Origin of the sequence: Priestia koreensis, assembly GCF_001274935.1 — a bacterium.
Classification (GTDB): domain Bacteria; phylum Bacillota; class Bacilli; order Bacillales; family Bacillaceae_H; genus Bacillus_AG; species Bacillus_AG koreensis.
On the sequence record NZ_LILC01000013.1, the window covers coordinates 641,927 to 663,670 of the forward strand.

Sequence of the window (21,744 nt, forward strand, 5' to 3'; positions counted from 1 at the left end):
CCCCCTAATCCTCAGCGAGCCATGTTCGCAACAATTTCGCAAATTCCTCAGGATTATCCTTGGCTAATTGCTCAAGCTTTTTACGGCGTTGCTGTTCTGTAGAAAGAACTCGGTCAAGAGTTGGAGAAAACTCTTCAACGATTTCCTCTTCATTTTCAATATATTCTGCTTCTCTATTTTTTCTTCTTCTAAACAATAAAAATAGTAATAATAGGATAATGACTACTAGCGCTCCGCCTACAATATACATCCAAAGCGGAATCGTTGAGCTAGTAGAGGCGACAGTGGCCTGTTTCCCATTAAATTTTTGCACGGAAAGGGCAATTTTACTGTCCACCTGCGCAGTTGTTAAAGCAGGTGTGCCTGGGTCCTGCTGGATACTTGTTCGAATAATCGTTCCTAGGATTTGTTGAATATCTTGAACACTCTGCTGTGACAATGAAGATGGATTATTTGGCTTAGGTGGTTCGACCATTACCTGTATACCGATATCCTTTACTTTATAAGGACTTTCGACGATTTTTTTATGAATCCGATTTACATCATAATTCAGTCGCTCTTCCGTTTTTTCATAGTCCCCATCATCGCTTGTCGTGGTGGACGTGTAGTTTGATACGTCGCTTTGGCCAGTACCAGCTGTTCCACCATTTTTAGCACCTTTTCCCGTATACGTTTCCGTAATGCGTTCTGCGCTTACAGCAAGCCCCTGCATTTTTGTTTTATCAACTGGCTCCACAAGCTGTTCATCACGATTTTCCTTTGTGAAATCCAAGTCTGTTGAAACAGAAACGATCACTTTGTCATTCCCCATCATCGTCCCTAGCATCGTTTGAACTTGACGCTGCAAATCACGTTCAATTTGCTTTTTAATTTCATTTTGTGCCATAAACGTTCCATAGCTTGATGAGTCTTCGTCTTTTTTCAAGTCGAAATACTCAAAATATTGATTCGTAATGACGATATTATCGGTAGGAAGGTTCGGTACACTTTTAGATACTAAATGATAAAGTGCTTTTATCTGCTTATCGTCGAACTCATATCCTGGTTTTGTGTTTAGCACGACAGATGCTGACGCTTCGCTTCCCTTATCGCTCGCAAATACACTTTCTTGTGGAAGAGTGATCATAACCTTCGCATCATTCACGCCGCTAATTCCCTTAATCAAGTTCGCTATCTCCGTCTGCATAGAAGCGACTTTTAACACGTTGAACTCGTTATCCGTCATTCCAAAGCTTGCATTTTGGCTAAAGAATGAATAATCAATTGTGCCACTTTTCGGAATACCTTGTGCAGCAAGCTCCACTTTTAGTGTATCAACCTGATCGCCGGGCACTGAGATCGTCTGACCATCCTGTGAAATTTCAGAAGGCACGCCTCTCGAGTCAAGCTCTGATTTAATTTGTCCTGTTTCTTGTGCCGACAAATTACTATAAAGCGGAACATAGTTGACTCTCGTTGTAAATATATAAACGGCGGCAATCGCGAGAATGAGTGCAACAAGACCACCTATTAAAAAGCTCTTTTGTTTTTTTGATTTGTTTGTCCAGTATTCAGTGATTTTTTGTCTATATTTCAACAGTCGTTCGTTCATTCTACTCCTCCGGTTATTATTTCTTTCTCTTCTTATCTCTTAATAACCGTTAAACGCGAATCGCATAATTCATTCATTATACTTGCATGCGCATAACTTCTTGGTAAGCTTCAATCATTTTGTTACGAACTTCTACAGCCGTTTGTAGCGTAATGCTCGCTTTTTGAGAAGTAATCATTACTTCATGTAGATCGATATCTTCTCCGTTTACGAGCTTCTGTGTGGCTTGATCAGCTACTACTTGTGATTGATTCACAGAATCAATCGCGTCTTTTAAAAGAGTGCCAAAGCTTTCACTGCCGCTATTTTTTATAGGCGTATTCGTTTGAGCTGGTAACATCTGAAAAGGCGATTGTGCTGCAACAGAATTAATCAATGAAATTCCCCCTATTTACCGATTTCCAAAGCTTTTAACAGCATTCCTTTTGTAGCATTTACAACCGTTACATTTGCTTCGTATGAGCGCGTAGAGCTCATCAGATCTACCGTTTCTTTTAACGGATCTACGTTCGGCATTTTGACATACCCCTGGGCATCCGCGTCTGGATGGGTCGGATCATAGACAAGCTTGAACGGAGTTTGATCTTCTACGATCTTTGATGCTATTACTCCATCGCCTATGCTATTGTGCTTCCCACCTAAAAATTTGTTAAACACGGAATGAAAGGAATCACTACCAGATTGAACCTCCACCATTTTCCGTTTGTATGGCTCCCATTTTCCGTTCACAAGCTTTGCTCTTGTTGTATCAGCATTTGCCATATTTGATGAAATAACGTCCATTCGAAGGCGCTGTGCTGTCAAAGCAGAGGATGAACTATTTAAACTGTCAAACATCGACATAATTATCTCCCGCCTCCTATAACCATTTTCATTGAGCTAAACTTCCCACTTAATCGATCAGACAAGGCCTGATAGTAAATTTGATTTTTAGCAAGCTCTGACATTTCCAAATCCATATCAACACTGTTGCCATTTTGTTGATAATCATTTGTCTGGCTTACAACTGCAGAGTTTGAAAAAGAGGATGAAGGAGTAAATTCAAAATGTCTAGGGTTTGTACGATGAGCTTTTAGCGATTCATGTAAGGCACGGTCTAGCTCACCTTTGAACGATACGTTTTTCGCTTTGTAGTTCGGTGTATCAACGTTTGCAATGTTATCAGCAATCGTTTTTTGCTTTAGTGAAGAATAGTTTAGCCCTTGTTCTAGAGCATCAAATGTCGTTGAGAATAACTTCACGAAAATCCCTCATTTGTAAAGTATTATTGTTTTGACAAAATTCGACTTACCTTGCTACCTAACATTTTAGGGAAGGTTAATGGAAATGTCTATGTTTTTTAGTTTTTTTTTACATACTTCACTACTTTAAACCTATTTTTTTTACAAAATTATGAAGATATTTTGACGTATTATAGACTTATCTGAGGACCATTTGTAACAAATTTCTTTGATGTTAGCAATCTGTTATCGTGACAATTATCACACAAAACCACTTCTAAAAGTATACTTCCTAGGCGAGAATGTATGACTATTGTACGAGGAAAATCCATAAAAAAAAGCGCTACAAGTAGCGCTTTTTTTATGGATTAATTTGATTTTAGTTTCGCAAGCTCAACAAGGAATTTGTCATTCAGGACTTTAATGTATGTCCCTTTCATTCCTAGAGAACGAGATTCAATAACACCAGCACTTTCAAGCTTACGAAGAGCATTTACGATAACAGAACGCGTAATTCCGACACGATCTGCAATTTTACTTGCCACAAGAAGGCCTTCATTGCCGTTAAGCTCTTCAAAGATGTGCTCAATTGCTTCAAGTTCACTATATGATAATGAGCTGATAGCCATTTGAACAACTGCTTTGCTTCTAGCTTCTTCTTCAATTTCTTCTGCTTTTTCACGTAAGATTTCCATTCCTACCACTGTAGCACCGTACTCAGCAAGAATCAAATCATCGTCATGGAACTTCTCATCCAAACGAGCTAAAATAAGTGTACCTAGGCGTTCTCCTCCGCCAATAATTGGTACGATCGTCGTCAAACCTGATTTGAAAAGCTCTTTGTTTTCGATAGGGAAAGCCGTATACTCGCTTTCTACGTCAAGGTTTGAAGATGTTTCGTTAATGTTGAAAAGGTTTTTCGTGTATTCTTCTGGAAAACGACGCTCTTCTAACATATCTTTCATGCGTTGGTTTTCGATCTGTTGTTTAATCGCAATTCCTAATAGCTTACCACGACGGCTCACTACAAATGTGTTTGCCTCGATGACTTCACCTAACGTTTCAGCCATTTCTTTAAAGTTTACTGGTTTACCAGCTGCCTTTTGCAGCATTGCGTTAATCTTTCTTGTTTTTGTTAATAAATCCATTATTGTGCCTCCTGATAAGATCTCTCTCTAAATATGTTACAAAATAAATTGACTTAAATCTTTATTACGTGCAACTTCTCCTAGCTTTTCTTCTACATACTGAGGAGTAATTGTGATTTTTTCCATCGTAACGTCCGGCGCTTCAAACGATAGATCTTCTAACAGACGCTCCATAATTGTGTGCAGACGGCGTGCGCCAATATTATCCGTATCTTGGTTTACATGAAACGCCACTTCTGCAATCTTACGTATAGCATCGTCAGAAAATTCAATTTGTATACCTTCTGTTTCTAATAAGGCCTGGTACTGCTTTAAAAGGGCATTATCTGGTTCAACAAGGATGCGAACAAAGTCATCAACCGTCAACTTTGTTAGCTCGACACGGATTGGGAAACGACCTTGCAATTCAGGAATTAGATCTGACGGTTTTGAGACGTGAAATGCCCCTGCTGCAACAAATAATACATGATCTGTTTTCACCGATCCGTACTTTGTTACTACCGTTGACCCTTCAACAATTGGTAAAATATCGCGTTGTACACCTTCGCGTGAAACTTCCGCTGATCCGTTACCATTACCTTTGCTTGCAATTTTATCAATTTCATCGATAAAAATGATGCCATACTGCTCAGCGCGCTGAATGGCCTCTTGTGTTACTTCGTCCATATCAATTAATTTCTGCGCTTCTTCGCTCGTTAAAACTTTTCGCGCTTCTTTTACAGTCAATTTACGTTTTTTCGTCTTCTTCGGCATTAAACCACCTAATGCGTCTTGAAGATTCATGCCCATCTGTTCCATACCCGTTCCTTGCAACATATCAAACATTTGCGGCTGTTGCTCTTGTACATCAACCATTACATAGTGATCTTCTAACTCTCCTAATGCGAGCTGATGGGCAATTTGCTTGCGCTTTGTTCGAATTGTATCATCTTCTGACTCCGATTCAGAGCTTTCAGAAGGGTTGTTGCCAGGGAAGAGCATTTCGAATGGGTTTTTAAAAGACTGTTGCTTTTTCAACGATGGAACAAGTAATTCTACTAATCGCTTGTTTGCTTGTTCTTTCGCTTTTTCTTGTACTGCTTCCATTTTCTCTTCTTTTACAAGACGGATGGACGTTTCCATTAAATCACGAACCATTGATTCGACATCGCGCCCTACGTAGCCCACCTCAGTAAATTTAGTTGCTTCTACTTTAATAAATGGTGCACCGACAAGCTTAGCAAGTCTTCTCGCAATTTCCGTTTTTCCGACACCTGTTGGGCCAATCATTAGAATGTTTTTAGGCACCACTTCATCACGCAGCTGCTCACCTAATAAGCCTCTACGATAGCGATTACGAAGAGCAACAGCAACTGCTTTTTTAGCTTTTGTTTGACCGACAATATACTGATCCAACTTTTCAACAATTTGACGAGGGGTTAAATGAGTATTCATTATGAACTCTCCTTTCCTACAACTCTTCTACGATAATATTTCCATTTGTATAAACACAAATATCACTTGCAATGTCTAGAGCTGCTTTTGCAATCTCACGTGCTGTTAAATGATCTCCTGCATGATGCTTAAGAGCACGACCAGCAGAAAGGGCATAGTTCCCACCTGAACCAATTGCTAAAATACCGTCATCAGGCTCAATGACTTCACCCGTTCCGGAAATTAACAGAATAACGTCTTTATTCATTACAATGAGCATGGCTTCTAATTTCCGAAGAACTTTATCACTTCTCCACTGTTTTGCCAGTTCTACCGCTGCACGTTGAAGGTTGCCGTTGTATTCCTCGAGCTTTCCTTCAAACATTTCAAATAGCGTAAATGCGTCCGCTACGGAACCTGCAAAACCTGCCAACACTTTTCCTTGATAAAGTCGTCTAACTTTTCGGGCTGTATGTTTCATCACAACAGCATTACCGAACGTTACCTGTCCGTCACCAGCCATTGCGCAGTTCCCTTTATGTTGAACCGCAAAAATCGTTGTTGCATGAAAGGTTGACATAATAACTCCTCCTTTTTATGCCCGGGGATGTGCATCCATATAAACACTTTTTAATCGTTCTTTTGAAACGTGGGTATAGATTTGCGTTGTAGATAGGTTTTCGTGACCTAATAGCTCTTGAATCGTACGCAAATCTGCTCCATGATTTAACATGTGCGTCGCAAAAGTATGACGTAAAACGTGCGGACTAATACGAATATGATCAGCGGTCTGCTCCATCACTTTGTTGATGATTAAGCGAATGCCGCGATTCGTAAGGGGTCCTCCCCTTGCATTTAGAAATAGTGTTTTGGTATCAGCTTTACCTTTTTGAAGTAAAGTGAGACGACCGTCGCCCAAATAAGCTTCTAAAGCGTGCAGCGCGTATTTTCCAAACGGGACGTAGCGCTGCTTTTTGGCTTTTCCATTAATGAGTACGGTCTGAAAAGAAAGTTCTAAATCTTGAAGCTGAATATTTGAACATTCACTAACGCGAATACCGGTTGCATACATCAATTCTAATATGGCTTGATTTCGTTGCCCAAGCGGTGTCGTTAAATCAGACACTTCAAATACTTGTTGTAGTTCTTCTTCATACAGAAACCGAGGTGTTTTTTGTTCTTTTTTAGGCAAAGAAACTAGAGCAAACGGATTTTGTTCTACCAGTTGCTCTCGGTGTAAGTATCTGTAAAAGCTGCGTAAACTCGAAATTTTTCGAGCAATGGATCGCTTTGAATATTGCTCCTTATGAAGTTTCGTTAAAAACAATCGAGTATCAGCATATGTAACTTGTTTTAATGTTTCAATACCTTCTGCTTCCATAAACGCTAGAAAAAACTCAATATCTTTTGTGTAAGAAACAATTGTATATTTTGAATAGTTTTTTTCAATTTGTAAATATTCCAGAAAGGAATTTAAAAAACTTTTAACATTTTGCACTCTTATCACCTCACAAGGGCTACTAAATATTATCACAATTTAGTAGCCCTTGCAAACAAATTAATCTTATTTTTTTATAAAATTCTGAATAGTTTCTAATGCTCGGTTAGCGTAGGCCTCATACCGTTCTTGTTTGTTCTTAATACGCACTTCAAGCTCTTTAAAAATCCCAAAGTTGGCATTCATTGGCTGGAAGTTTTTTGCGTTTGTATGGGTAATGTAATACGCCATGCTACCGATTGCTGTTTCCTGCGGGAATTCAACAAGATCCTCCCCAAGAAGTTGCTTCGCCGCATTCATTCCTGCTACTAATCCACTTGCAGCAGATTCCACATACCCTTCAACGCCTGTCATTTGACCTGCAAAGAATAGATCTTCACGTTCACGGTACTGATACGTTGGTTTTAATAAGTTAGGTGAATTAATGAACGTATTGCGGTGCATAACGCCGTAACGCACAATTTCTACGTTCTCAAGGCCTGGGATTAAACGAAGAACCTCTTTTTGTGCTCCCCATTTTAAATGTGTTTGGAAACCAACAAGATTATAAAGCGTTCCTGCAGCATCATCTTGACGAAGTTGCACAACTGCATATGGTCGCTTATTTGTTTTTGGATCTTCTAATCCTACTGGTTTCATCGGGCCAAATAACATTGTTTTCTTCCCGCGCTGCCCCATTACTTCAATCGGCATGCAGCCTTCAAAGTAAATTTCTTTTTCAAACTCTTTAAGGGGAACCGTTTCAGCTGTCGTAAGCGCTTCGTAAAAGCGATCGAATTCCTCTTCTGTCATTGGACAGTTTAGGTAGGCTGCTTCTCCTTTGTCATAACGAGACTTTAAGTATACTTTGTCCATATCAATGCTTTCTTTTTCAATGATTGGCGCTGCCGCATCATAGAAATACAGATATTCTTCGCCAGTAAGAACACGAAGTTGCTCAGAAAGATCTTTTGATGTTAGGGGACCTGTTGCGATCACTGTTGGTCCTTCTGGAATTTCCGTAATTTCTTCTGTAAATACCGTTACGTTTGGATGATTTTTAACACTTTCCGTTACAAGAGCCGCAAACTCATGGCGGTCAACCGCAAGTGCTCCTCCTGCCGGTACCGCACATTCATCTGCAGAACGAATAATAACAGAATCCAATCGACGCATTTCTTCTTTTAATACACCAACCGCGTTTGTTAACGAGTTGCCTCGAAGTGAGTTACTGCAAACTAGCTCCGCAAACTTATCTGTGTGATGCGCAGCTGTTTGTCTAACAGGACGCATTTCGTATAGATGAACCTTAATTCCTCGTTTCGCAATTTGCCATGCTGCTTCACTACCAGCAAGACCTGCTCCAATTACATTAATAAATTTTTCAGTCATTATTTTTCCTCCATCTGCTTCTTGGTTTGATATGGATACAAACAGACAAACATCGCCCGCGGAATAGGTTAACCATCTATTCCCATCAGGCGATGTCATCTCACAACCTCAATTTGTATGAGCACTCAAACGACTTATTCTTGTGTTTCTTCTTTGTAATCACAGTTGATACAGCTAACCTGTGTTCCTTTTTTCTGTTTTTTCTCTACTAAGAGATTATCACATTTTGGACATTTACGCGCAATTGGTTTATCCCACGACAGGAAGTCACATTCTGGAAATTGATCACATCCGTAAAACGTGCGCTTTTTCTTTGATTTTCGTTCCACGATATTGCCCTTCTCACATTTCGGACACTTCACTCCGATTTGTTTGACGATCGGCTTTGTGTTACGACACTCTGGAAAATTAGAGCAAGCCATAAATTTGCCATATCGGCCCATTTTAAATACCATTGGTGAGCCGCACAGTTCACAATCTTCACCAGCAGGCTCATCTTTGATTTCGACTTCCTTCATTTCTTTTTCCGCCTTATCAAGTCGCGGTTCGAAATCACTATAGAAATCATCAATGATCTTTACCCATTGTATTTTACCGTCTTCTACTTCATCAAGACTTGTTTCCATATTGGCTGTAAATTCCACATTTATAATCTCAGGGAAAAACTCCACCATTAATTCTAAAACGATTTCACCAAGCTCTGTTGGAACAAATCGCTTGTTATCTAAGGAAACATAGCCGCGTTTTTGGATGGTATCGAGCGTCGGTGCAAACGTAGAAGGTCGGCCAATACCGAGCTCTTCAAGAGTTTTAACAAGTCGTGCCTCCGTGTACCGTGGTGGTGGCTGCGTGAAATGTTGCTTGGAATCTACGTCTTTAGAGAAAGCGTTTTCTCCCTCTACTAGCGCTGGAAGCATATTTTCCTTTTCTTCTACTTGGTCGTCGTTACCTTCAACGTATACCTTCATAAACCCAGGAAACTTCACTTTAGATCCATTTGCTCTGAACATCACACCTGAGTTCACCAAATCAACCGCCATTGTGTCCATTACAGCAGGCGCCATTTGGCTTGCTACGAAACGCTCCCAAATGAGTTTGTACAAACGGTGCTGATCACGAGATAATACGGATTTTACATCAGCTGGCTTACGAAGAACGGATGTCGGACGAATCGCTTCATGCGCATCTTGTGCTTTCGCATTTTTCTTTTCTTTGCGCTTTTCTTTCAGCGTGTATTCCTCACCATACGAATCATTAATATATCCAAACGCTTCTTCCTTCGCCAAATCTGAAATACGAGTTGAATCTGTTCGCATATATGTAATTAAACCGACGGTGCCTTCTTTCCCTAAATCAATTCCTTCATATAATTGCTGTGCGATCATCATTGTTTTCTTTGCACGGAAATTCAACTTACGTGCCGCTTCTTGTTGAAGAGAAGACGTGGTAAAAGGTGTAGCTGGATTACGTTTGCGCTCTTTTTTCGTTACCTTTGTAATGGCAAATTCATTTCCATCAATATGCGCTAGTACTTCTTTTACATTTTCTTCGCTTTTCAGATCAAGCTTTTTGCCGTTGTATTCCATCAGGCTACCTTCAAATTGGTCATTGCCTTTTTGGAACGTTGCGTTTACCGTCCAGTATTCTTCGGGATTAAATCGGTTGATTTCTTTTTCACGCTCGATAATAAGCCGAACTGCAACTGATTGTACACGACCTGCACTTAACCCTTTTTTTACTTTCTTCCATAATAATGGACTAATGTTATAACCTACAAGACGATCTAGAATCCGTCGCGCTTGTTGTGCATCTACTAAGTCCATGTTAATTGGGCGGGGATACTTAAAAGATTCTTTAATGGCATCCTTTGTAATCTCGTTAAATACAACTCGACAATCTGAGTGGACATCTATATTAAGGCTGTGTGCCAAATGCCATGCGATTGCTTCTCCTTCGCGATCCGGATCGGCTGCGAGATAGACTTTTTTCGCTTTTTTAGCCGCTGTTTTTAAATCTTTCAAAACAGGCCCTTTTCCTCGAATCGTAATATATTTGGGCTCAAATTCGTGTTCGATGTCAATACCCATTTGACTTCTTGGTAAATCTCGAACATGTCCCATTGATGCTTTTACTTTATATTTTTTTCCTAAGTATTTTTCGATGGTTTTAGCCTTTGCTGGCGATTCCACAATAACTAGGTAGTCAGACATTCCACTGTTCCTCCTCAAGAGGTAAAATAAAATCTTCATTATTATTAAATATTCATATACACTTTGTCAAACAAGAATTAATATTTTTTGTAATGTTATCCTAATTTTCTAATTTTATCCGCCTGCATGTATGAAGTATGAGTGTTCCTATGGTTACATAGAAAACTCTACTTCAACATCCTCAGCAGATGTAATGAGCTTCGCTCCCTGCTGAATGAGTGAGTGTGTACCTTTTGAATGCTCACTTAAAATGGATCCTGGCACCGCAAAAACCTCTCGACCTTGATGAAGGGCCTGATCGGCGGTAATAAAAGAACCGCTTCTCGTTTTTGCCTCTACTACAATCGTCCCTCTCGTCAATCCACTAATGATTCGGTTTCGAAACGGGAATTGCCATGGATGGGGCTTTTGAGGCGGTGGATATTCAGAAAGGAGTAAGTGATGCTTCCCGATGTAAGAAGCCAATTCCTGGTTCTGCTTAGGATACATATTATAAAAGCCCGATCCTAAAACTGCAACTGTCTGACCTCCGCACTCAATAGCAAGCCTGTGAGCAGCCGTATCAATTCCGGTGGCCAGGCCGCTGACTACGAGCCATTTTTTCTTTACAAGTGGCTCTAAGATGGCCTGCAGAGCTTTGTATCCATATTCTGTTGGCTGACGTGTCCCCACTACACCAAGCATTTTAGCGTGATGCAATAATTTTGAGTGTCCATATGCATATAAGAGCCACGGCGGATCGTAGATGTTTTTTAATAACATAGGATAATCTCTTTCGTTCAGACTTATACAAGAGATGCCCTGTTTTTTGTATTTCTCTAGGATATCTTGTATAGGAATGGTTTGCAAATCATTTTTAATTCGTTCTATTTTTTGGGAAGGGAGCTGAAAGATTTGTTGCAATTCCGCTGAGGAAAAGGAATAGAGGTAAGAAAGAGAAGGATCTACCTTTAGCATACGTTCGATTGACTTATGCCCTACGTGCTCACAGTGCGTTAAATGAATGAGTTTTTGTTTGTATTCATCCATTGCTAAACCTCCTAATTATTGATATGGAAAAGATGCCTCCAAGAGCAGAGGCATCTCTTACTTCTATTAATGCGTTTTACAAGACTCGTATAGACCTTTTTCTTTTAAAACAGAGATTAGTGTTTCACCCATAACAGATGGTGTTTCTGCTACCTGGATCCCACATGCGTTCATTGTTTTAATTTTTTCAGCAGCTGTTCCTTTACCGCCAGAAATGATGGCACCCGCATGGCCCATACGTTTTCCTGGAGGTGCTGTTTGGCCACCGATGAAGCCAACAACCGGTTTTGTCATGTTTGCTTTGATCCACTCAGCTGCTTCTTCTTCAGCCGTTCCACCGATTTCTCCGATCATAATAACGGCATACGTGTCTTCATCTTCATTAAATGCTTTTAATACATCGATGAAGTTTGTACCGTTGACAGGGTCTCCACCAATACCAACCGCTGTTGATTGACCGATCCCTGCTTCTGATAATTGATGAACAGCTTCGTATGTAAGCGTTCCTGAACGAGACACAACCCCTACATGACCTTTTTTGTGAATGTAACCAGGCATGATTCCAATTTTACATTCTTCTGGTGTAATAACGCCTGGGCAGTTAGGTCCTACTAAGCGAGTACGTTTGCCTTCCATATAGCGCTTTACTTTCACCATGTCTAACACTGGAATACCTTCTGTAATACAAATAACTAAGTCTAGATCTGCATCTACTGCCTCAATGATTGCATCTGCAGCAAATGCTGGCGGAACGTAAACAACTGAAGCGTTTGCACCTGTTGTTTCTTTTGCTTCTGCTAACGTATTGAATACAGGAACCCCTTCAACTTCAGTGCCGCCCTTACCTGGCGTTACGCCACCTACGATTTGTGTGCCATACTCAAGCATTTGCTTCGTATGGAAAAGGCCTACTCCACCTGTAATACCTTGTACAAGGACTTTTGTGTTTTTATTAATAAATACGCTCATTCCTATCCCCTGCCTTTCTATTTCACTAGTGAAACGATTTTTTCAGCACCGTCTGCCATAGATTCTGCTGCCGTAATGTTAAGGCCTGACTCTTGTAAAATCTTTTTACCAAGGTCGACGTTTGTACCTTCAAGACGAACGACAAGTGGTAAATTTAAGCCAACTTGTTTTGTTGCTTCTACAACACCTGAAGCGATTACATCACATTTCATAATTCCACCGAAAATGTTAACAAAAATACCTTTTACATTTTGGTCGGATAATATGATTTTAAATGCTTCTGTTACCTTTTCAGCTGTCGCACCGCCCCCAACGTCAAGGAAGTTAGCCGGATCTCCGCCGTAATGCTTGATAATGTCCATTGTAGCCATTGCAAGCCCTGCACCGTTTACCATACAGCCAATGTTTCCATCTAATGAAATATAGCTTAAGTCGTATTTAGATGCTTCGATTTCTTTTGCATCTTCTTCCTCAAGATCACGATATTCTAGAATATCTTTATGGCGATAAAGCGCATTTGAATCGAAGTTTAACTTCGCATCAAGTGCCATTACTTTACCGTCACCTGTTGTTACAAGTGGGTTAATTTCAGCGATTGAGCAGTCTTTTTCAGTGAACACTTGATAAAGACCCATCATGAATTTTACCGCTTGACCAACAAGCTCTTTTGGAATGTTAATATTAAATGCTAATCTTCTAGCTTGGAAGCCTTGTAATCCAATAGCTGGATCAACATATTCCTTGAAGATTTTTTCAGGCGTTTTTTCTGCTACTTCTTCAATTTCTGTTCCGCCTTCTTCAGAAGCCATGAACACGACTTTGGAAGACGCACGATCTAATACAAGGCCTACGTAATATTCTTTTTTAATATCACAGCCCTCTTCGATTAGTAAACGTTTTACTTCTTTCCCCTCTGGACCTGTTTGATGTGTTACAAGCGTCTTACCTAAAATTTCCCCTGCGTACGCTTTCACTTCATCAAGGTTTTTGGCAACTTTAACGCCGCCCGCTTTACCACGACCACCTGCATGGATTTGTGCCTTTACTACTGTAATATTTGATCCCAATTCTTTCGCAGCTTCTACCGCTTCTTCAACTGTGAATGCTACTCGACCATTTGGGACTGCTACCCCGTATTTTCTGAGGATTTCTTTTCCTTGGTACTCATGAATATTCATTCCCCATCCTCCTAACGTATGTAAGAAATAAAATAGACTGCGCTTTCATTTTATAAGAGTAATGATGCTGTTGTCTACTATTCTACAAAAAAATTTGAATATTCCTCATTTTTTTATCAAAAAAACCCGATATATCGGGTTTTTTGTCATATTTTTTCGAAAAAATAATTTATCCTTTTTATTCCAAAAGTCGCCGTATTTATTAGATTAGGAAACTATTTATCCTTTTTAGGTGGTGTTACGCCTTGGTCGATTCGGTAAATAAAAGCAAAAATTTCGGCGACCACGCCGTATAATTCTTGCGGAATTTTCTCGTTAATATTCAACTGTCCTAATAGCTCCACTAAAGAGGCATCGTGTTGAATCGGAATGTGATTTTTCTCCGCTTCTGCAATAATCTTCTCCGCCACAAACCCTTTTCCTGTCGCAACTACTTTTGGAGCTTCGTCCGCGTTCGTATCATAGGAAAGAGCGACGGCGTTTTTTCGTTTTTTCGCATCACGTTCGTTCATATTCGAAAATCCACCCCCGTATAGCTTTGTGATGATGAAGCGCTCGGAAACAGCGTTCCTTGCTTTTTAGCGCTCCCGTGACTAGGGACCGTTTTTACCTCTGTCAACCGATAATTTAGCTGTGCTAGCGCCTCTTGAAGCTCTGGTTTTTTTACACCAATGAGAGCTCCTGTGGCGGGATGATCGTTGATAACTCCAATCGTTACAACGCGATTTTGCACCCGCACATCGACAATCGTATCCTCTAAATGATCCAGGCGGAGATAAAAGAGAATATGACAATACGCCGGGTCAATTTGGTCGTTCTTTGTTTTTTTTCCGCTCCATTGAATCGTTACATCTTTTGTTGTTTCACCGAGCGGAAGAGGAAGTTGCATATACAAAGACGTTACAGGACCGTTATCTTGAGATAGGAGTTGAAATCCCGTAATTTTTTGTAGCAGCGTTTCCGCTACTTCTTTCCCTTGAGGTGGGATCAGCGCTTCGCTTTTCATTAATAGAGCCTTTAACGTTTGCAGTTCCTCGACCTGGTGAGGAGAGCTAGACATATTGAGAGCATTCTTGACGTCGTGCTCATGACTCATACCGAGAGACTGAATGATTGCTTTTAGATTTTTCACAATGTCTTGTGCATCTGATTGATCCTGAGAAGATACAGTATTTGGAGTGCTCATTTTATTTGCTCCAATTAGGACCTCCATTATTTCTTTAGCAGTCACTTGCTGTCTAGAAAGTAAATCAGTAAGCAGTTGCATAACTTTCGGCTTCAATGTGTCTGCGCCTTGCGAGAGATCAGCCGTACGATTTTTATTATCCATCAAAGGCTTATCAGCGGAAATCAAACTTCCCTTACGATCCACAAACGTTTGAAGCTGATGTAGTTTTTCTAGATCACCTGTTGCATGAGAGTCGTTTAAAAAACGAAGTAGAAGCGCTTTCCCTTCCTCGCCTTGCAAACTTTCAGCCCAATCTAAAATCATGGATGCAGAGAGAACACTTTTTTTACTCACATCATTCAGAAACAGCTCTGTGAGTCCTTTTATGAATTCTGGCTTATTGGAGGATAACACGTCCCTAAAAACCTGATTTTGACCTTTTTCATCTAAGGTTTTTAATTGATTTTCTAAAATAGAGCGGTCGCTTTCTGATTCCAAAGCCGCTAGAATCTCTGTCCACGGTCTTTTCAAGCTCTCTGCGTTCCCTCTTGATAGCCAATCAGCTAGGATTGATGTAGGAGCTACTCGACTTTGCTTAATATCAGTTAACATAAGCTGACTAAGCTCCTTTAAAGACTGAGACCCTTCAACAGAGGAGAAAACCTTTTCATTTCCAGCTATTGTCGTTAATAACCTCGCCAGTTGCTGGATAGGCTCTCCTTTCACGTCAGGACCCTCAGCAAGGAGAGCTGAGAGCTGATTCGCTTCTGCTGAAATGGAGGTATCTTTTAAGGCGGCTGCAAGAGAGGTAAATACCGTTTTTGTAAAAGGAAGCTCGCGCTGCGCAATGAGCTGAAGCACTTGTTTGTCTAATGGGGTAGGAGCGTCTCCTTTTATCCATGCAGAAACGTCTCCAATGTTTTTCGGTATGGGAAGCTTTTGTTCAAGAAAAAAGTCCACCAGTGCCCGATTTGTCTTAGAAGAAGACATTCCGGTCAGAGTAAATAGGTCCTGTGAGCCTTGAGAGGCTGTTTGAGGCTGTAAAAGTTTCAAGTAGGGTTTGTCCCCGTTCTTAGGTTGCACTTCAAACCAATAGCTCTGAAACGCTTCTAACGGGGCTTCTAGTTTTGCAAGCACCGTCACATTATGGATATTCACAAGAGCGAGTTGATTGGGAAACAATTTTTGAATCGTTCCTTTTACTAAATCCCCAGAATGAAAGGGTAAATTTTTGGCTGAAGGCGCTATTTGTTTCATCAATTGTTGAAAAGCAGATATTTGCATAGCGTATCACCTCTTTTTTAAAAAATAGGATGAAGGTTTGAGAACCAATCCGTTCCCAAACCTTCACACGTTTAAACATGTGTTACATAATGTTTAATCGGCGCAAACGATTTACGATGCTCGTCCAGAATGCCATGCTGTTCCACTGCATCTAAATGCTGCTTCGTCCCATATCCCATATGTTTTTCAAAGCCATACTGTGGATATTCGTTTGCTAACTGCTTCATCATGCGATCTCGCGTTACTTTTGCTACAACGGAACTTGCGGCAATCGAAATGCTCGTCGCATCACCTTTGATAATGGATTGCTGCGGAATATCGATGGGTAACTTCATCGCATCAATCAATAGATGTTGAGGTTCCATACCTAATTCTGCAATCGCTTCTTGCATTGCTAATTTGGTGGCCTCATAAATGTTAACCTCGTCAATCACCCTAGCGGATTGAATGCCTATCCCTACAGCTACTGCATGCTCCATGACATAATTATAATATGCGTCACGCTTTACTTCGGACAGTTTTTTTGAATCCGTTAATCCTGCTAAATAAAATTCTTTTGGCAATATAACGGCCGCCGCAACAACAGGACCCGCTAAAGGACCTCTTCCTACTTCATCAATGCCGGCAATACGCGTTACACCTTGTGCATATAGGTCATTTTCATAGCGCATCATGTCATCAAATTGCTGTTTTAATTGCGCCTCTTTCGCAAATTCCTTTTGCTTTTGCTTTATAAGCGTTTGAACGCCTTTTCGCTCATCTTTCAAACATGCTTGATAAAAAGCATCGTGTTCGCTTCGTACCTCTGTTAATTCTTGTTTGATTTCTTGAATCGTTTTTGACATCTTCTCACTCTTTCTAGCACATATATCGGCTTTTATCTTTTGGTTCTAAAGAAAAAAGCAAGCGCGAACGCCTGCTTTTTTACTCTGCTTCTACCTTTTCTTCATAAGGCTTCTCAAAAGTTAAGACGCCTAGTCTATCGCCACGAATTTCGCGCAGTACAAGCTCAGCTGTTTTATCATAGTCGATGATCCCGCCTGATAATAGACAGCCTCTTCGCTTTCCAATCTCATCAAACAGATCCACAATCTCTTCTGGAATATGTGGCAGATCATAGCGCTCCTGTAGACGGTTTGGATAGCTTGCTGTTAAAAAGCGCAGCGCGTACACCGCAACGTCCTGAAGGTTAAGAATCGTGTCTTTAATTGCACCAGTGGTTGCAAGCTTGTAGCCCACAAGTTCGTCCTCAAACTTTGGCCACAAAATTCCTGGCGTATCCAAAAGCTCAAGCTCCTTGCCCACTTTAATCCATTGCTGTGCTTGCGTAACACCTGGACGGTCGCCTGTTTTAGCAATATTTTTGTGTGCCAAGCGGTTAATCAACGTGGATTTCCCTACGTTTGGAATACCTACAATCATGGCACGAATCGCACGAGGATTTTTAATACCTTTCGCACGCATACGATCAAATTTTTCCTTAAGCAGCTCTTTCGAAACGGTCAAAATTTGATTGAGTCCTTTACCAGACTGTGCATCAATCGCAATTGCTGCAATACCTTTTTCTTCGTAGTAACGAAGCCATTCATTCGTAATCGCTTTGTCCGCTTTGTCTGCTTTATTTAACAGCACCACTCTCGGCTTGTTTGTCACAATTTCATCAATCATTGGATTGCGTGAAGATTGAGGGATACGTGCATCAACAAGCTCGTAAACAATATCAATTAGCTTTAACTTTTCTGTTACTTGACGACGGGCCTTTGCCATATGCCCTGGAAACCATTGAATCGTCATATTCTTCACCTACTTACATTCTATTCAGACGTATTAAAAAGCACATAACCTCACTGCGCCTTTCATCTACGCGCTATTTTACAAAACGTGCTTCACGGATTGGCCAATATACAGCCCCCGTTTTCCCTACTACTTTCGCAAGAGGAATGGTACCAATTTGACGGCTATCTTTGCTGTAGCGGCGGTTATCACCCATCACGAACAGCTCTCCTTTTGGAACCGTTTTGCGTCCGATGATTGTCTCAAGCGTGAAATCTTCCGTCAAATGTCCATCCATCACCTGTTTTTTATACGTATCTAAGTACGGTTCGGGTACAGCATGACCGTTCACATAAAGCACATCTCGCTTGTATTCAATATGATCTCCTGGTAAGCCGATTACACGCTTGATGTAGTTTTGACCACCTGGAGCATGAAAAACTAAAATATCAAATCGTTTGGGCTCGCTAAATTTGTACGAAAGCTGATTCACAATCATGCGGTTTTGATCCTGGAGAGTAGGCATCATAGACGAGCCGTCTACAACAACCGGGGCAAACAAAAAATAGCGAATAACAGTCGCCAGCAATACGGCAATTGCGATCGCTTTAATCCATTCCCATAATTCATTCTTTTTGCGAGCCATCTATAAATCCCCCAACTGCTTTTTCTTTTATTGTAAAGGATTCTAGATTCTATGTTCATTAAAATCGTATTAAAATTTGAAAAAAAGGAGCTTGTCTCCAAGCTCCTTTCCGCTTTATTATCGAATTTCTTTGATACGCGCTGCTTTACCACGTAGGTTACGTAGATAGTAAAGTTTCGCACGGCGTACTTTACCACGGCGAATAACTTCGATTAGCGCGATTTTTGGTGTGTGTACAGGGAATGTACGTTCAACACCTACACCGTAAGATACCTTACGTACTGTAAATGTTTCGCTGATTCCACCACCACGACGCTTAATCACAACACCTTCGAATACCTGAATACGTTCACGAGTACCCTCGACAACTTTTACGTGTACACGTACAGTGTCACCAGGACGGAACTCAGGAAGGTCTGATCTTAGTTGTTCTTTCGTAATTTCTTGAATAAGTTTTTGCATCGTCTCTTTCAACTCCTTCCAACAAATGCTCATGCCGGCATAAATGCTCATTGCAGCGGAACACCGTTTTAAGGGCCAAGTTCTTCTGAACTCAAGCCACAAGCACTATCTTAGCATATATAAATATGGGATGCAACATGATTTTTTAAAAACATCACATACTTTTACATCGCTTTCGTTCGGTTTGTAAAATTGAGGATAACGACTCTCATGAAAAAAGGCCGTTATTTCTTTTCGTTGCTCTCTGCCTTAATTTCCGCAAGCCACTTTTGCTGCACCGGCGTCAATTCGTGCGTTTCAAGCATATCTGGACGACGCTCAAACGTTCGTCTAATAGACTCCTTGTCCCGCCACTCGGCAATCTTCTTATGATCGCCTGATAATAAAACGTCCGGAACTTTCATTCCTCTGAAATCCGAAGGCCTTGTATAGTGAGGATGCTCTAAGAGCCCTGTACTGTGCGAATCCTTCATTGCAGAGTCTTCGTTCCCTAACACTTCAGGAAGTAGACGTACGACGCTGTCAATCACGACCATCGCCCCAAGCTCGCCCCCTGTTAGCACGTAGTCCCCAATGGAGATTTCGTCCGTTACTAGATGTTCTCGAATTCGCTCATCGTACCCTTCGTAATGACCACAGATAAAAATAAGATGGTCTTCTTTAGCGAGCTCTTCTGCCTTTTTTTGCGTGTAACGTTCACCTTGTGGACACATAAGCACGACGCGTGGCTTAACGGCTTCTTTTGTTACTTCTTCGATCGCATCAAAAATAGGCTGCGGTGTTAAGACCATTCCTGCACCACCACCATATGGATAATCATCGACGTTTTGATGCTTATTCGTGGAATACTCGCGAAAATTCACCGTATGGATTTCAACGGCCTCTTTTTCCTGAGCCTTTTTTACAATTGATTCTCCGAGCACCCCTGAAAACATCTCTGGAAACAGTGATAGCACATCAATTCTCATCAGTCTAAAAGTCCTTCCATTACGTCAATTTTAACCGTTTTATTTGCAATATCCACTTCTTTTACAATTGATTCAATGTAAGGAATTAACGCGTCTTTTCCCTTTGGACGCTGCACAACCCACACATCGTTCGCACCCGGTGTTAATACTTCTTTAATCTTACCGATTTTCTCCCCAGCCATTGTATAGACCTCACAGTCAATAATTTCATGGAAATAAAATTCGCCTTCCTCAAGCTCACCTAACGCACTCTCAGGAACCTTCACAAGACTATCTTTAAACTGCTCCACTTGATTGACGTTATGATAGCCTTCAAATGTTAGTAAGTTAAAAGTTTTATGCTCGCGGTGACTTGAAATCGTCACTTCAATTGGCTCTGTGCTGTTTGGTTTAAATATGTACAATTTGTTCCCTACTTCATAGCGCTCATCTGCAAAGTCCGTTTTGGAAATGACGCGTACTTCTCCACGAATACCATGTGTATTGACGATTTTTCCTACGTTAAACCAATTTTCCATTATTCGCTCACCTCTATCGAATCTCTACTATAATCCCATCTTTTACGATGATAGATTTCTCTTGCTGAACACTCTCCCATACATCTCCAACGTGCACAGGTACAAGTCCCTCTATTTCTTTTTCCATTAACTCACTGCCAATCGGCAATGTATGAAGCTGCTCAATTTGAAAATCAAGTATTTTCATTTTTTCTATTCTTGCCGCACGCTCTTTTTCAAACTGCTGCTCAAGGAGCACAGAATGACTTTTTTGGTTTTTTTCTAACCTTTTAAGCTGAAACGACAATTGCTGGAGCTCCTGCTGAAGAAAGCTTTTTCGTTCATTAAAACGATCGAGCAGCTTCTGCCTGCTAGTATCCGTTAAAATTTGTTTCACCGTTACTTTTTGAATAATCTCCATACCATTCCCCTTCCTATACAAAGTATATACTATTTTCTCCTTCATCAGACAGTTGGTACCTATATGATATCGATTTCTCGCTCACACAAGCATAAGCCTTTTCCTTTTATCCAATGATCGAGAAAGCAATTAAGAGACAAAAATAGGACGACCCAAAAGGAAGAATTCCTCCTTGTGAGTCGCCCTATCACACCCCTCATTTTTATTTGCATAAAAGAAGAGGAATTGTGAGGAATGAATCATACGTTGCCTCATAACGTTATCTTACTCGACAACTTATTGATCAAACTTCACATACACTTTCTTATCTAGTTGAGATCCTGCTGCATACGCAACAGTACGAATCGCTTTGGCAATACGACCTTGCTTGCCGATTACTTTCCCCATATCATCAGGGTGAACCGTTACAAGGTAGGTAACACTATGATCTTCTAACACTTCACGAACACTTAGTTCATGAGGATTATCAATAAGTGGCTTGACGATCGTCTCAAGTAGGCTTTTCATTTCGTCCTACTTATTTACCTAGTTTAGCGTTATGGAATTTCTCCATGATACCTTCTTTAGAGAAAAGGTTACGCACTGTATCAGATGGTTTTGCACCATCTTTAAGCCATTTAAGAACTAATTCTTCGTTGATTTTTACTTCTGCTGGTTGAGCTACAGGATTGTAAGTTCCAACAGTTTCAATGAAACGTCCATCACGTGGTGAACGAGAATCAGCTACTACGATACGATAAAAAGGAGACTTTTTTGCTCCCATACGTTTTAAACGAATTTTTACTGCCATTTAAAAGCACCTCCGAAATTGTTTCACACAGAATAATATATTAGCAAACATTATGGACACTGTAAAGGTTTTTTTCTTAACAGAATCTTCTTTTCTGTTCCGTTGCCG

At 40.6% G+C, this 21,744-nt stretch carries 24 protein-coding genes; all 24 read right to left on the reverse strand.

From position 1 onward, the window contains the following. Positions 1–4: 4 nt before the first annotated feature. The 24 genes from fliF to rpsP all read right to left on the reverse strand — a co-directional run bounded on the left by fliF (position 5) and on the right by rpsP (position 21,636). The gene (gene fliF, locus AMD01_RS12400; RefSeq protein ID WP_053401708.1) at positions 5–1,591 is read right to left on the reverse strand and encodes a flagellar basal-body MS-ring/collar protein FliF; all 1,587 of its coding nucleotides are present in this window, start codon (positions 1,589–1,591) and stop codon (positions 5–7) included. A 76-nt stretch (positions 1,592–1,667) separates the two neighbouring features. After that, positions 1,668–1,931, reverse strand: coding sequence for a flagellar hook-basal body complex protein FliE (gene fliE, locus AMD01_RS12405; RefSeq protein WP_053401781.1), 264 nt, complete (start codon positions 1,929–1,931; stop codon positions 1,668–1,670). 47 nt (positions 1,932–1,978) lie between these two features. Next, positions 1,979–2,434, reverse strand: coding sequence for a flagellar basal body rod protein FlgC (gene flgC, locus AMD01_RS12410; RefSeq protein WP_053401709.1), 456 nt, complete (start codon positions 2,432–2,434; stop codon positions 1,979–1,981). A 2-nt stretch (positions 2,435–2,436) separates the two neighbouring features. Then, entirely contained in the window at positions 2,437–2,832 is a 396-nt protein-coding gene (gene flgB / locus AMD01_RS12415; protein ID WP_053401710.1) for a flagellar basal body rod protein FlgB, read from the reverse strand. A gap of 347 nt (positions 2,833–3,179) precedes the next feature. After that, the gene (gene codY / locus AMD01_RS12420) at positions 3,180–3,959 is read right to left on the reverse strand and encodes a GTP-sensing pleiotropic transcriptional regulator CodY (protein ID WP_053401711.1); all 780 of its coding nucleotides are present in this window, start codon (positions 3,957–3,959) and stop codon (positions 3,180–3,182) included. A gap of 36 nt (positions 3,960–3,995) precedes the next feature. Then, positions 3,996–5,393, reverse strand: a complete 1,398-nt coding sequence (gene hslU / locus AMD01_RS12425) for an ATP-dependent protease ATPase subunit HslU (RefSeq protein WP_053401712.1) — start codon at positions 5,391–5,393, stop codon at positions 3,996–3,998. A gap of 16 nt (positions 5,394–5,409) precedes the next feature. Beyond that, entirely contained in the window at positions 5,410–5,952 is a 543-nt protein-coding gene (gene hslV / locus AMD01_RS12430) for an ATP-dependent protease subunit HslV (protein WP_053401713.1), read from the reverse strand. 15 nt (positions 5,953–5,967) lie between these two features. Further along, positions 5,968–6,870, reverse strand: coding sequence for a tyrosine recombinase XerC (gene xerC, locus AMD01_RS12435; protein WP_053401714.1), 903 nt, complete (start codon positions 6,868–6,870; stop codon positions 5,968–5,970). Positions 6,871–6,936: 66 nt separating this feature from the next. Then, positions 6,937–8,241 carry an FADH(2)-oxidizing methylenetetrahydrofolate--tRNA-(uracil(54)-C(5))-methyltransferase TrmFO gene (trmFO, locus tag AMD01_RS12440; RefSeq protein ID WP_053401715.1) on the reverse strand — a complete coding sequence of 435 codons (1,305 nt, stop codon included), beginning with the start codon at positions 8,239–8,241 and terminating at the stop codon, positions 6,937–6,939. 134 nt (positions 8,242–8,375) lie between these two features. Then, the gene (topA, locus tag AMD01_RS12445; RefSeq protein ID WP_053401716.1) at positions 8,376–10,451 is read right to left on the reverse strand and encodes a type I DNA topoisomerase; all 2,076 of its coding nucleotides are present in this window, start codon (positions 10,449–10,451) and stop codon (positions 8,376–8,378) included. Between the two features lie 153 nt (positions 10,452–10,604). Further along, on the reverse strand, positions 10,605–11,480 hold the full coding sequence (gene dprA, locus AMD01_RS12450) for a DNA-processing protein DprA (RefSeq protein ID WP_053401717.1): 876 nt from the start codon (positions 11,478–11,480) through the stop codon (positions 10,605–10,607). Between the two features lie 66 nt (positions 11,481–11,546). Further along, entirely contained in the window at positions 11,547–12,449 is a 903-nt protein-coding gene (gene sucD / locus AMD01_RS12455; RefSeq protein ID WP_053401718.1) for a succinate--CoA ligase subunit alpha, read from the reverse strand. A 17-nt stretch (positions 12,450–12,466) separates the two neighbouring features. Further along, the gene (sucC, locus tag AMD01_RS12460) at positions 12,467–13,627 is read right to left on the reverse strand and encodes an ADP-forming succinate--CoA ligase subunit beta (protein WP_053401719.1); all 1,161 of its coding nucleotides are present in this window, start codon (positions 13,625–13,627) and stop codon (positions 12,467–12,469) included. Positions 13,628–13,842: 215 nt separating this feature from the next. Then, positions 13,843–14,139 carry an EscU/YscU/HrcU family type III secretion system export apparatus switch protein gene (locus AMD01_RS12465; protein ID WP_053401720.1) on the reverse strand — a complete coding sequence of 99 codons (297 nt, stop codon included), beginning with the start codon at positions 14,137–14,139 and terminating at the stop codon, positions 13,843–13,845. Beyond that, on the reverse strand, positions 14,136–16,079 hold the full coding sequence (locus AMD01_RS12470; protein ID WP_053401721.1) for a hypothetical protein: 1,944 nt from the start codon (positions 16,077–16,079) through the stop codon (positions 14,136–14,138). Before AMD01_RS12470 ends, AMD01_RS12465 begins: the two co-directional genes overlap by 4 nt. Before the next feature lie 71 nt (positions 16,080–16,150). Next, positions 16,151–16,924 (reverse strand): ribonuclease HII, encoded by a 774-nt coding sequence (locus AMD01_RS12475; protein ID WP_053401722.1) that lies wholly within the window; start codon positions 16,922–16,924, stop codon positions 16,151–16,153. 79 nt (positions 16,925–17,003) lie between these two features. Then, a complete protein-coding gene (gene ylqF, locus AMD01_RS12480; protein ID WP_053401723.1) occupies positions 17,004–17,873 on the reverse strand; it encodes a ribosome biogenesis GTPase YlqF in 870 nt (289 codons plus the stop codon). 73 nt (positions 17,874–17,946) lie between these two features. Continuing rightward, complete coding sequence (gene lepB, locus AMD01_RS12485; protein WP_053401724.1) at positions 17,947–18,498, reverse strand: signal peptidase I; 552 nt, start codon at positions 18,496–18,498, stop codon at positions 17,947–17,949. A gap of 117 nt (positions 18,499–18,615) precedes the next feature. Continuing rightward, complete coding sequence (gene rplS / locus AMD01_RS12490; protein WP_053401725.1) at positions 18,616–18,960, reverse strand: 50S ribosomal protein L19; 345 nt, start codon at positions 18,958–18,960, stop codon at positions 18,616–18,618. Between the two features lie 224 nt (positions 18,961–19,184). Continuing rightward, positions 19,185–19,928: a tRNA (guanosine(37)-N1)-methyltransferase TrmD gene (gene trmD, locus AMD01_RS12495; RefSeq protein ID WP_053401726.1), complete on the reverse strand. Its 744-nt coding sequence runs from the start codon at positions 19,926–19,928 to the stop codon at positions 19,185–19,187. Beyond that, on the reverse strand, positions 19,928–20,446 hold the full coding sequence (gene rimM / locus AMD01_RS12500; protein WP_053401727.1) for a ribosome maturation factor RimM: 519 nt from the start codon (positions 20,444–20,446) through the stop codon (positions 19,928–19,930). Before rimM ends, trmD begins: the two co-directional genes overlap by 1 nt. A 13-nt stretch (positions 20,447–20,459) precedes the next feature. After that, positions 20,460–20,846, reverse strand: coding sequence for a YlqD family protein (locus AMD01_RS12505; protein WP_053401728.1), 387 nt, complete (start codon positions 20,844–20,846; stop codon positions 20,460–20,462). A 276-nt stretch (positions 20,847–21,122) separates the two neighbouring features. Continuing rightward, on the reverse strand, positions 21,123–21,353 hold the full coding sequence (locus AMD01_RS12510) for a KH domain-containing protein (RefSeq protein ID WP_053401729.1): 231 nt from the start codon (positions 21,351–21,353) through the stop codon (positions 21,123–21,125). Positions 21,354–21,363: 10 nt separating this feature from the next. Beyond that, on the reverse strand, positions 21,364–21,636 hold the full coding sequence (gene rpsP, locus AMD01_RS12515; RefSeq protein ID WP_053401730.1) for a 30S ribosomal protein S16: 273 nt from the start codon (positions 21,634–21,636) through the stop codon (positions 21,364–21,366). Positions 21,637–21,744: the final 108 nt, after the last annotated feature.